The sequence below is a fragment of the Streptomyces prasinopilosus genome (genome assembly GCF_001419695.1).
GTDB lineage: Bacteria > Actinomycetota > Actinomycetes > Streptomycetales > Streptomycetaceae > Streptomyces > Streptomyces prasinopilosus.
This window is the reverse complement of sequence record NZ_LIRG01000403.1, coordinates 163-12,643: the sequence shown is the minus strand read 5'-3', so window position 1 is coordinate 12,643 and position 12,481 is coordinate 163. Positions and strand designations below refer to the sequence as shown.

Genomic DNA, 12,481 nt, shown 5'->3' with positions numbered 1-12,481 from the left:
GGCGTCGCCGGCGACGCCTTCGAGCGCGCCCAGGCGCTGATCGAGGCGGGTGCCGACTTCATCGTCGTCGACACCGCGCACGGCCACTCCCGCCTCGTCGGCGACATGGTCGCCAAGATCAAGTCGAACTCCGCCGGCGTCGACGTCATCGGCGGCAACGTCGCCACGCGCGACGGCGCGAAGGCCCTGGTCGACGCGGGCTGCGACGGCATCAAGGTCGGCGTCGGCCCCGGTTCCATCTGCACCACGCGCGTCGTGGCCGGTGTGGGAGTGCCGCAGGTCACCGCGATCTACGAGGCCGCGCTCGCCGCCAAGGAGGCGGGCGTCCCGGTCATCGGCGACGGCGGCCTGCAGTACTCCGGCGACATCGCCAAGGCCCTGGTCGCGGGCGCCGACACGGTGATGCTGGGCTCGCTGCTCGCGGGCTGCGAGGAGTCCCCGGGCGAGCTGCTGTTCATCAACGGCAAGCAGTTCAAGTCGTACCGCGGCATGGGGTCGCTCGGCGCGATGCAGACCCGCGGCGACCGCAGGTCGTTCTCCAAGGACCGTTACTTCCAGGAGGGCGTCGCCTCCGACGAGCAGCTCGTCCCCGAGGGCATCGAGGGCCAGGTCCCCTACCGCGGCCCGCTCTCCTCCGTGGTCCACCAGCTGGTCGGAGGCCTGCGCCAGTCGATGTTCTACGTCGGCGGCCGGACCGTGCCCGACCTGCAGGAGAACGGCCGCTTCGTGCGGATCACCTCCGCGGGACTCAAGGAGAGCCACCCGCACGACATCCAGATGACCGTGGAAGCACCCAACTACAGCAACAAGCGCTGACAGCCCGGCGGCCCGCGCCCGCGCGAGACGGCCGGGCCCCCGCGACGACGGCCCCACGCGCCCCGCACACGGGGAGTACAGGCCGTACCAGGGGGCGCACGACCGCGTGACAGTCGTCCGAGGGCGGCCCGGGAAAGGTCCGGGGCCGCCCTCGCCGTCCGTCCGGGGCGAGGCACGGCGGAACCGTCGGGGATACTGGAAGGCGCTGCAACGCATCAGGGAAAGGCCACAGACGTGACTGAGATCGAGATCGGGCGCGGCAAGCGCGGGCGCAGGGCGTACGCCTTCGACGACATCGCCGTCGTCCCCAGCCGCCGTACGCGGGACCCGAAGGAGGTCTCGATCGCCTGGCAGATCGACGCCTACCGCTTCGAGCTGCCCTTCCTGGCCGCCCCCATGGACTCGGTCGTCTCCCCGGCCACGGCGATCCGCATCGGTGAGCTCGGCGGCCTCGGCGTGCTGAACCTCGAGGGACTGTGGACGCGGTACGAGGACCCGCAGCCGCTGCTCGACGAGATCGCCGAGCTGGACACCGAGACGGCCACGCGCCGCTTCCAGGAGATCTACGCCGCTCCCATCAAGGAGGAGCTGATCGGGCAGCGCATCAAGGAGGTGCGCGACTCGGGCGTGGTCACCGCGGCCGCGCTCTCCCCGCAGCGCACCGCGCAGTTCTCCAAGGCCGTCGTCGACGCCGGTGTGGACATCTTCGTGATCCGCGGTACGACCGTCTCCGCGGAGCACGTCTCCGGCTCGCACGAGCCGCTCAACCTGAAGCAGTTCATCTACGAACTCGACGTCCCGGTGATCGTCGGCGGCTGCGCCACCTACACCGCGGCCCTGCACCTGATGCGTACCGGTGCGGCCGGTGTCCTGGTGGGCTTCGGCGGCGGCGCCGCGCACACCACCCGCAACGTGCTCGGCATCCAGGTGCCCATGGCCACCGCGGTCGCGGACGTGGCCGCCGCCCGCCGCGACTACATGGACGAGTCCGGCGGCCGGTACGTGCACGTGATCGCGGACGGTGGCGTGGGCTGGTCGGGCGACCTGCCCAAGGCGATCGCCTGCGGCGCCGACGCGGTGATGATGGGCTCCCCGCTCGCGCGTGCCACCGACGGTCCGGGCAAGGGCAACCACTGGGGCATGGAGGCGGTGAACGAGGAGCTGCCGCGCGGCAAGAAGGTCGACCTCGGCACCGTCGGCACCCTCGAGGAGATCCTCACCGGTCCGTCGCACACGCCCGACGGCTCGATGAACCTGTTCGGCGCCCTGCGCCGCGCCATGGCCACCACCGGCTACAGCGAGCTGAAGGAGTTCCAGCGCGTCGAGGTGACGGTGGCGGACTCGCAGCACCGGCGGTGACGTGACACCGCGCTCGCCCGGAGCGTGACGCCCTCGACACATGACGGTGGGGGCGCGTGAGGTGGCAGAGGGGCGCGCGGTCGCCTTCGGCGTGAACACCGGGAGACGGGCCGATGCGGAGCGGTAGCGTCCGTGTCCGGCGGCTCGCCCCTCCGGGTCGCCCCCTTCCGAGGAACACGTTCCGGCCCCCGCCCTTCGGGGCCCGGCCCGATTCCGAACGGACCGCCTCACCGGGCTGACGGGCGGCCTCGCGGAAGGGGGCGTGCCCACGGGCCGCACCGCAAGCCCACCCGCTGGGACGGGATCCGTCCGTGGACGGTGAAGTGCCGCAGGAGGTGGGTTCTGCGGATTTTCGGATGGTGAGCGGCCACCCCTACGGGAACCAGGGGCGGACACTCCGTGAACCGTCCGGGAGCCTGCCGCAGTACCCGCTGCGGTGGGCTCCGCCTGTCTCTCAAGGTACCCGCGGGGGACGCCGCCCACCGCCACCCCCTGGAGCGCGGTGAGCCGTGGGCGCCCCCTTCTCACAGCCGGTGCGCCGCCCCCGTCGGTGTGGCCCCGCGGGTGTCCAGCAGCAGCTGGGCCTTCACGGACAGGCCCTGGAGGTCGTAGGTGCGGTGCTGCTGGAGCAGGATCGTCAGGTCGGCGTCGGCCGCGGCCTCGTACAGGGAGTCCGCGCGGGGGAGGGGGCGGTCGAGCACGCTCCAGGACGGGACGTGCGGGTCGTGGTAGCTGACCGAGGCCCCCAGCTCCATCAGCCGCATCGCGATCTCCCGTGCGGGGCTGCCCTGCTGGTCGGCGAGGTCGGCCTTGTAGGTGACGCCGAGGAGCAGCACGCGTGCGCCGCGGGCCGACTTGCCGTGCTCGTTGAGGAGCGCCGCGGCGCGCTGGACGACGTAGTGGGGCATGCGGCCGTTGACCTGCTGGGCGAGTTCCGCCATCCGCAGGGTGCGGCCGGTGTGGGCGGTCAGGTCCTGGGCGACGGAGTGGCCGCCGACACCGGGGCCGGGCCGGAAGGAGTGGAAGCCGAAGGGCTTGGTCTCCGCGCAGCGGATGACGTCCCACAGGTCGATGCCCAGATCGTGGCAGAGCACGGCCATCTCGTTGACGAGGGCGGTGTTGACGTGGCGGAAGTTGGTCTCCAGCAGCTGCACGGTCTCCGCTTCCCGCGGGCCGCGCGCGCGGACGACCTTGTCGCTGAGCCTGCCGTAGAACGCGGCGGCCGACTCGGTGCAGGCCGGGGTGAGCCCGCCGATGACCTTCGGCGTGTTGGCGGGGGTGAAGTCGCGGTTGCCGGGGTCGACGCGGCTGGGGGAGTAGGCGAGGTGGAAGTCACGGCCCGCGCGGAGGCCGGATCCGGATTCCAGCAGGGGGCGGAGGAACTCCTCGGTCGTGCCGGGGGGCACCGGGGACTCGAGGATCACGGTGGTGTGCGGGCGCAGCCGGGCCGCCAGGGTGCGGGCTGCCGCTTCCACCTGGCCGAGATCCGGTCCGCCTTCCGCGCCGGGCGGGACCGGCGCGCAGACGACCGCGGTACGCACCCGGCCGAGCTCGGCGGGGCCGGTGATCGCGCGGAACCCCTGGGCGGCCATGCGGCGCAGCTCGGCGGGGCTGAGGGAGGAGGCTTCCGGGCCGGTCCGGTAGCCGATGGTGGGGATGCCGGCGGCGACGGCGGCCTGGGCCAGGGGGAGACCGTAGGGGCCGAGTCCGATGACGGCGAGATCTGCGGGCATGGCGTGGGCCGTCCTTCCCAGTAACCGAAGCGGGACAGGTGTGCAAGCCCTGTGGACAGAACGGGCGAGCGCAATGTCAGACTAGGAGTAAATATGACCGATTTGCTGTATTGATCGGCCGAGTTTCGCCGAGTCGGGGCAAGAGATGCCCCTCCGGACCGCGGCGAGAGCTGTCCGCGGACCGGGGCGGGAGCCGTGCACGGGCCGGGGCGTGTGGTGGCTGAAGTGGGACATCCCGGCGAGAATTTGGGCATGAGGGGGGGGACCGGGCTTCGCCCGACGGGTGCGGCCGATGCGACCGACGAGCGGGAGGCAGCGGTGAGGACAGCGACACTGGGACCGGCGGAGCGCGCCGAGTCACTCGCATCCATGGCGGAGCGCGAACTGGACGTGCTGGTGGTGGGCGGCGGTGTGGTCGGTGCGGGCACCGCGCTGGACGCCGTGACGCGCGGCCTGTCCACGGGGCTGGTCGAGGCGCGCGACTGGGCGTCGGGCACGTCCAGCCGGTCCAGCAAACTGATCCACGGCGGTCTGCGCTACCTGGAGATGCTCGACTTCGCCCTGGTGCGGGAGGCGCTGAAGGAACGCGGTCTGCTGCTGGAGAAGCTCGCCCCGCACCTGGTGAAACCGGTCCCGTTCCTCTACCCGCTGCAGCACAAGGGCTGGGAACGCCTGTACGCCGGCGCGGGCGTCGCCCTCTACGACGCCATGTCGATGGCCCCCGGACACGGACGGGGACTGCCCGTGCACCGGCACCTGAGCCGCCGTCACGCGCTGCGCGTGGCCCCCTGCCTGAAGAAGGACGCCCTGGTCGGGGCCCTGCAGTACTACGACGCCCAGGTGGACGACGCCCGGTTCGTGACGGCACTGGCCCGCACCGCGGCGGCCTACGGCGCGAAGGTCGCCAACCGCACGCGGGCGACCGGGTTCCTGCGCGAGGGCGAACGGGTCGTCGGCGCCCGGATACAGGACGTCGAGGGCGGCGGGGAGTACGAAGTCCGCGCCAAACAGGTCGTCAACGCCACCGGGGTGTGGACCGACGACACCCAGGCGATGGTGGGCGAGCGGGGCCGGTTCCACGTACGGGCCTCCAAGGGCATCCACCTGGTCGTCCCCAAGGACCGCATCCACTCCACCACCGGGCTCATCCTGCGCACGGAGAAGTCCGTCCTGTTCGTCATCCCGTGGGGCCGGCACTGGATCGTCGGGACCACGGACACCGACTGGGACCTCGACAAGGCGCACCCGGCCGCGTCCAGCGCGGACATCGACTACCTGCTCGAGCACGTGAACTCGGTGCTCGCGGTCCCGCTCACGAGGGACGACGTCCAGGGCGTGTACGCCGGTCTGCGGCCGCTGCTCGCCGGCGAGTCCGACGCGACCAGCAAGCTGTCGCGGGAGCACACCGTGGCGCACCCCGTCCCCGGACTCGTGGTGGTCGCGGGCGGCAAGTACACGACGTACCGCGTGATGGCGAAGGACGCGGTGGACGAGGCCGTGCACGGGCTCGACGCGCGGGTCGCCGCCTGCGTCACCGAGGACACGCCGCTGGTCGGAGCCGAGGGGTACCGGGCGCTGTGGAACGCGCGGGCACGCATCGCCGCACGCACCGGACTGCACGTGGTGCGGGTCGAGCACCTGCTGAACCGCTACGGGTCGCTGGCCGAGGAGGTCCTGGAACTCGTCGCCGGGGACGCCTCGCTGGGCCGGCCGCTGCAGGCGGCCGACGACTACCTGCGCGCCGAGATCGTCTACGCCGCCTCGCACGAGGGAGCACGGCACCTCGACGACGTGCTGACCCGGCGCACCCGCATCTCGATCGAGACGTTCGACCGGGGAACGCGCAGCGCCCGGGAGGCCGCCGAACTGATGGCGCCGGTGCTGGGCTGGGACGAGGGCCGGATCGAACGCGAGGTGCAGCACTACGAGAAGCGGGTGGAGGCCGAACGGGAGTCGCAGCGGCAGCCGGACGACCTGACGGCGGACGCGGCCCGGCTGGGGGCTCCGGACATCATCCCGCTGTAGGGCGGCGTGGCCGTCGGCGTACCGCCGCGCGGGGAACCCGGAGCGGTCCGGACCGCTCCGGGCGCACGTCCACTCGGACGGGCGTCGCGCACCGGGATCTCCGTACGGAACCCGGCCGTTCCACGGGGTGCGGGTGCGGGTGCGGGTGCGGGACGGAGTCGGTGTTCGAGCGGGAGGAGCGGCCGGGACGGCCGGGGGAGTGGGTGCACGCGATGGACGGTGCCTGAGGGGGGAGTGACGGGGGCCGTGCCACGGGTGTCCGGGGTGATGGCGTAGAGGCCGCTGGTGCGGTTGGGCAGGGGACACAGGATCGGCGCGACCGTCGTCGGCCTCTCCGCGTACCAGTTTCGGCAGATGTTCTCCCACGGTGCCGGACGGGGCCGGACGGTGTTCGACCGTCAGCCGGAGGACGGGTCCCGCGACGGACTCCTTCGTGACGCCGCCGGCACGGAAGGGGCCGGGCCGGCTCGTGCCGCCGTCGGCAAGGGCACGAGGCGGGCCGGATCCGCCCCTGGCCGGCAGGGCCGCCACCGGGCCCCACCCCGTGTGACCAGCAACGGGAGGAGCGCCTCCGGGGAAGGGGCCGGCAGGGCCGCGGAAACCGGCGGCGCCGGGGAGGGCGGGGCCGTGGAACACGACGGTGGCCGGGAGCGTCCTGGGCGGCGGCATCCGGTTCCCCCCTTTTGCCGGAGGAACATCGCGCGGGGCCGCACCGCACGTCCTCCACCCGGGGTGCGGGTGTGGCGGGAACGGGGCACGGCCAGGGCCACCCTGGGCGCTGAGCACTTGTCGGGTGAGGGACAATGAAGTCTCTGTCAGGGCGGGTTGCTTGAGGGGACGCATGTCGGAGCCGGAGCGGGCGGGAACAACCCGTCAGGACGAGAGCGCACGTCTGCTCGCCGGGCGGTATCGGCTGGGGGACGTGCTCGGCCGCGGCGGCATGGGGACGGTGTGGCGCGCCGAGGACGAAACCTTGGGGCGGACCGTCGCCGTCAAGGAGCTTCGGTTCCCGTCGAGCATCGACGAGGAGGAGAAGCGGCGGCTGATCACCCGGACGCTGCGCGAGGCCAAGGCGATCGCGCGGATCCGCAACAACAGCGCCGTGACGGTCTTCGACGTGGTCCAGGAGGACGACCGCCCCTGGATCGTGATGGAACTCGTCGAGGGCAAGTCGCTCGCCGAGGCCATCCGGGAGGACGGCCTGCTGGAACCCCGCCGGGCCGCCGAGGTCGGACTCGCGGTGCTCGACGTGCTGCGGTCCGCCCACCGCGAGGGCATCCTGCACCGTGACGTGAAGCCGTCGAACGTGCTGATCGCCGAGGACGGCCGGGTCGTGCTCACCGACTTCGGCATCGCCCAGGTCGAGGGCGACCCGTCCATCACCTCGACCGGCATGCTGGTCGGCGCCCCCTCGTACATCTCCCCGGAGCGGGCCCGCGGGCACAAGCCGGGGCCGGCGGCCGACCTGTGGTCGCTCGGCGGGCTGCTGTACGCGTCGGTGGAGGGCACACCGCCGTACGACAAGGGGTCCGCGATCGCGACGCTCACGGCGGTGATGACCGAACCGCTCGAGGAGCCCAAGAACGCGGGACCGCTCCGGGACGTCATCTACGGACTGCTGGCCAAGGACCCGGCCCAGCGGCTCGACGACGCCGGCGCGCGGGCCATGCTGAACGCGGTGATCAACGCCCCCGCGGCCAAGGGCGCCGATGCGGAACCCGCGGACGCGACGAAGGTCGTGCCGCTGCCCGAACAGCCCGGTGGACGGGGCAGGGGCAGGCGGGGCGGCGAGGAGGCCGGGGAGAAACTGCGCGGCGCGATGCGTTCCGTGCGGAAGGCCGCGGAAGCGGCGGGAGCGGCCGGTTCCGCGGCCGCGTCGCGCGCCAAGTCCGGCAGCGATGCCGCCGGTTCGACGGCCGGCAGGACCGCCTCGGCGACCCCCGCGGCACCGGCCACCGCATCGGCCGCCACCCGTGGCTCCGGCGCGTTGCCCGGCCGGGCCTCCGGACCGGCGTCGAGCCCGGCCCCGGGCAACCGGGACGCGGGCTGGCCCGTGATGACGCCCCCGGACCTGCCGGCGCGGCCCGCGCCGAAGGCGTCGCTCACCGACGTGGTCCCACGGCGGACGCTGGTCGTCATCGCGGTGGCCGTGGTGCTCGCCGTGCTCGGTACCGTGCTCGCCCTGACGCTCGGCGGAGGCGACGACGAGGGCGGCGCCGGGGCGAAGGGCGGCGCGGAGCAGGCGACTTCCGGCCAGGCGCCCAGTGCCGACACCAAGAAGGACGACGGCTCCGGGGCGGGCGGGGAGGACGGCACCCGAACCGACGGCGGGACGACCGGATCGAAGGACGGCGGCACGGAAGAGGGATCCGGCGACGCCGAGGCCGGATCGGGCGACAGCGGATCGGGCGACTCGGCCGGGGCCGAGGGGGACGCCCCGGTGGCGAAGACGCACGAAGGGACCCAGGGCTACACGATCGGGCTGCCCGAGGGCTGGAAGTACGTGTCGACGGGGACGGCCGGTGACCGCTTCACCGGCCCCGACGGGCAGAAGCTGCTCGTGGCCTGGACGTCCACGCCGAAGGGCGACCCGGTGGCCGACTGGAAGAACCAGGAACGCTACATGGTGCGTTCGCAGTACAAGAAGATCCGCATAGAGGCGGTGGAGTACCGGGGGTGGAACACCGCCGACTGGGAGTTCACCTACGTGGACGGCGGTACCAAGTACCGGACCATCGACCGGGGGTTCGTCGTGGACGGCCGGGTCGGGTACGCGCTGATGTACACGGCGAAGGCCGACGGCTGGGACGGCGAACAGCGCAAGGAGACCTGGCGGACGCTGACGCGGTCCTTCGAGCCCAAGTCCTGAGCGTGAGCGGCCGCCCGATGGGGGAATGAGATGTGGCATCCCCTCTCTTCGGGTTGCCTCCGGCACGTATCGTGAGTTTCTGCGGACCGTACGCGGCCGGAACAGGCGGCTGGGCGAGCGGACCTGACCGACCATAATGCCGGGGGAGGCGCAGTGGACGAATACGCGGGGCGGGTTCTCGCCGACCGCTACCGCCTGCCCTTGCCGCCCTCCGACGAGTACGAACTGACCGAGACCCGCGCCTTCGACACCTACAGCGGGCAGGAAGTCCTCGTCCGGCAGGTTCCGTTGCCGGAGGTCGTCGAGGCCGAGGTGCTCGACGCGGAGGGACTGCCCGACGGTTTCACGGCGCGTGACGGAAACGCCCGCCGGACCGGCGGACGTACGGCCGACCGCGCGGGCACGCGGCGGCCCACCGACCCCGTGGTGCGGCGGGCGGTCGAGGCCGCGCAGGCCGCGGCGGCCATCCCCGACCATCCGCGGCTGGACCAGGTCTTCGACGTGTTCGCGGAGGGGGGCTCCCTCTGGATCGTCAGCGAACTGGTGGCCGCCCGGCCGCTGGCGGCACTGCTGGCCGAACGGCCGCTGACCCCGTACCGGGCGGCCGAGGTCGCCGCCGACGTCCTGATGGCCGTGCGGGTCCTGCACGGCCACGGCTGGGTCCACCGGAACATCACCCCGCGCACCGTGCTGGTCTGCGACGACGGCCGGGTGATGCTGACCGGTCTCGCGGTCGGGGCGGCGGAGGAGGCGCTGTGCGGGTACGACCCGGTGCCCGCTCCTGACACGTTCCTTCCCGCAACCGCCTCTCCGGGAACGGTCGTTCCGGGTACGGCGGTGCCGGGTGCGGGCTCGGCGGCCGGTGCCCTGGGACCCGTGGCACCCACGGGAACCGGTGTTCCGGCCCAGGCGCCGAGGCGCACTCCGTCGTGGCCTCCCGGCTTCACCGCCGACCCCGATCCCGACCCCCCGCACGGTTCTGGTGCCGCACCCCGTTTCGGTACCGGCCAGGGCCCCGGCCCCGGATCGAATCCTGACGCCGTGCGGCGGGCCGCCATAGAGGCGCGGGCAGGTCGGCTGCCCGGGGGCGGGCCGGCGGACCCGGGGCACGGGGCCTCCGCCCCGGAGCCCCCGCGGACCGCCGACAGCGCCGGGGACGTGAGGGCCGCCCGCGCGGGGGCGATCGCCGCGTACCGGGCGGGCGCCCGGGCGGCCGCCCGGGTGCAGGAGGCGCAGCGCTCGGGCCGGACCGCCCTGCCTGGCGCGGCTTCCGACACCGGGGACGGCGGCCCGGCCGCGCTCGCACCGCACACCGAGGGTGCGTCCGGCACCCCGGACGGGAGCGGGACCGGTGCGGTCCCGCCGGGACTGATAGCCGACCCGTACGGGGTGGAGGCCACCGGCTGGCACGGCGCCGCGCCCCGCGGCGTCCCGACCGCCGAACCGGAGGCCGGCGGTCCGCGGTCGCCCGGCGGCAGCGGCAGGGAGAGCCGGAACGGGGGAGGCGGAGCCGACGGGCACGGGCGCACCGCCTTGCCGCCCGGCGGGTACGCGCCGGCACCCGCGCTCGGCCCCGCGACCGGCGGGCCGGGCCCGGACGCCGCGGCCCCTCCCGGCGGAGCCGCTCCGGCCGCCGGGTGGGACGAGTCGGCGGCCCACGCCTCCGCGCCCCGGGGCCCCGCCACCGCGCTGGCCGCCGAGCGGGCGCGCCAGGCGAGGATGGCCGTCGTCGGCCCCGTGACGGAGCGGTGGGCACCGGAGCAGGCCGGACCCGTGCACGAGAACTGGCAGCTGGCCGCGCCCATCGGCCCCGCGACCGACCTGTGGGCGCTGGGCGCGCTCCTGTTCCGGGCCGTGCAGGGGCACGCGCCCTACCCGGAGGAGTCGACGGCCGAACTGGTGCAGATGGTGTGCGCCGAGCCCGCCGCGTTCGCCGAGGAGTGCGGGCCGCTCAGGCCGGTCGTGGAGTCCCTCCTGCGCCAGGATCCCACCGAGCGGCTCGACTTCGAGGAACTGCGCGGCTGGCTGCGTTCGCTGGTGCGGTCGGCGCCCGAGCCGGAAGCCGGTGTGCACGTCATAGCGGCACCACCGGTCGACGCCAGCCGGCTGCCGATCGTGCGCCGCCGGGGCGAACTGGTGCGCAGGCGCCGCGCCGGACTGCCCGCGCACCACGGACGGCACAAGCGCGCCAAGCGGGAGTCGGAGTCCCCGCGACGGCTGGGCCGCACCCTGCTCCTGCTGGTGCTGCTCGCGATGGCGGCGGCGATCGCGTACGCCGTGATGTTCCTGCCGAAGGCCGGTGAGGAGACCGGGAGCGCGGGGGCGGGGGACCGCACCGGCACGGTGGGGACGACCGGTGAGGCGTCCCCGTCGCAGGGGGCGGGCGGTGCGCCGGAGCCCGGGGACTCCCCTGCGCAGCCGCGGGATCCGAAGAGCCCGGAAGGCGGTACCGGGGAGTCCGGTACCGCCGACGAGACGCAGACCACCGGCCCCGACGTCCCCGAGGGCTTCACCCTGCGCGAGGACCCGGAGGGCTTCCGCGTCGCCGTGGCGAAGGGCTGGCAGCGCACCGGGAAGAACGGCAGCGGCCAGGTCCTCTACTCCAGCGGCGACTTCGAGCTGATCGTCGTACCCGGCCGGGACAGCGCCGCGCAGTACGGAGACGACCCGATGGCCTACCAACGGGACGACGAACGCGAACTCCAGCCCTACCGTGACTCCAGCTGGGCCACCTCCACCGGTCTGAAGACCATCGAGGTGGGTGGACGGGCCATGGCGGAGGGGCAGTTCACCTGGACCGGCGACAGCGGTGAGCTGTACATCCGCAACCTCGCGGTGCTGATCGACGGCCGGTACCACGTGCTGCAGGTACGGGGCCCGGCGGGGGAACGCGACGAGGTGACCCGGCTGTTCGAGCAGGCCTCGGCGTCCTACCGGTTCACCGGCTGAACCGGCGTCGCACGCCCCGGTCCTCGCCGCGCGTCGCCCATGAGGGCAACCGTCGCCGTGCGGTTTTTGCGGCCCGCCCGCTGTTCCCCGGGCCGGACCCCCGGGGAATCCGGCCGCCGGTTCCACGGCGGCTCCCCGGTGGGTTCACGACGGCGGTGCTTGGCCGAATAGGCCTACCGGAGGGATGACATCCGGTGAGGCATGATGGGCTCATGGTGACCGAGGGGGAGCCCGGAAGCGGGCCCGCACGGCACGACGCCCGCGTCATCGCGGGCCGTTACCGCCTGGAGGCGAGGCTCGGGCGCGGCGGCATGAGCGTGGTGTGGCGGGCGACGGACCAACTGCTCGGGCGGGGCGTCGCGGTCAAGGAACTCCCCCTGGACGAGACGCTCTCCGCGGCGGACGCGCGCCGGCAGCGGGACCGCACCCTGCGGGAGGCACGGGCACTCGCCCAGTTGAACCATCCGCACATCATCGTCGTCCACGATGTCGTCGTGGACGACGAACGCCCTTACATCGTCCTGGAACTGATCGACGGCGGTTCGCTGGCCGACCGCATCGCCGCCCGGGGTCCGGTCGACGCGGCGGAGGCCGCGCGCATCGGCGTCGACCTGCTCGGCGCGCTGCGTGCCGCCCACGCCGCGGGCGTCCTGCACCGCGACCTCAAACCCGCGAACGTGCTGCTCGAGTGCGGCACGGGCCGGGTCGTCCTCACCGACTTCGGCATCGC

General features: G+C 73.8%; 6 protein-coding genes and 1 pseudogene. 6 read left to right on the top strand and 1 reads right to left on the bottom strand.

Going from position 1 to position 12,481, the window contains the following annotated elements; translation table 11 throughout:
- The coding region (gene guaB / locus AOK18_RS17595; protein ID WP_167738701.1) for an IMP dehydrogenase at positions 1–816 on the top strand (816 nt) is incomplete at its 5' end.
- Positions 817–1,050: 234 nt separating this feature from the next.
- Positions 1,051–2,175 (top strand): GuaB3 family IMP dehydrogenase-related protein, encoded by a 1,125-nt coding sequence (locus AOK18_RS17590; RefSeq protein WP_055574346.1) that lies wholly within the window; start codon positions 1,051–1,053, stop codon positions 2,173–2,175.
- Positions 2,176–2,699: 524 nt separating this feature from the next.
- Here the strand turns inward: AOK18_RS17590 and AOK18_RS17585 are convergent.
- Complete coding sequence (locus AOK18_RS17585) at positions 2,700–3,908, bottom strand: nucleotide sugar dehydrogenase (RefSeq protein WP_055695000.1); 1,209 nt, start codon at positions 3,906–3,908, stop codon at positions 2,700–2,702.
- Between the two features lie 318 nt (positions 3,909–4,226).
- Here AOK18_RS17585 and AOK18_RS17580 point away from each other — a divergent pair, with 318 nt between their 5' ends.
- The 4 genes and pseudogenes from AOK18_RS17580 to AOK18_RS17565 form a co-directional block, all read left to right on the top strand.
- The gene (locus AOK18_RS17580; protein ID WP_055694999.1) at positions 4,227–5,933 is read left to right on the top strand and encodes a glycerol-3-phosphate dehydrogenase/oxidase; all 1,707 of its coding nucleotides are present in this window, start codon (positions 4,227–4,229) and stop codon (positions 5,931–5,933) included.
- Positions 5,934–6,774: 841 nt separating this feature from the next.
- Entirely contained in the window at positions 6,775–8,802 is a 2,028-nt protein-coding gene (locus AOK18_RS17575) for a serine/threonine-protein kinase (RefSeq protein WP_055694998.1), read from the top strand.
- A gap of 153 nt (positions 8,803–8,955) precedes the next feature.
- The gene (locus AOK18_RS17570) at positions 8,956–11,751 is read left to right on the top strand and encodes a protein kinase (protein WP_055694997.1); all 2,796 of its coding nucleotides are present in this window, start codon (positions 8,956–8,958) and stop codon (positions 11,749–11,751) included.
- A gap of 212 nt (positions 11,752–11,963) precedes the next feature.
- Positions 11,964–12,481, top strand: a pseudogene (locus AOK18_RS17565) (serine/threonine-protein kinase); the annotation flags it as partial.

Bases quoted from the DNA above. Each gene is read 5' to 3' on its own strand.
- AOK18_RS17585 (WP_055695000.1), bottom strand. From the start codon at position 3,908: ATGCCCGCAGATCTCGCCGTCATCGGACTCGGCCCCTACGGTCTCCCC.
- AOK18_RS17575 (WP_055694998.1), top strand. From the start codon at position 6,775: ATGTCGGAGCCGGAGCGGGCGGGAACAACCCGTCAGGACGAGAGCGCA.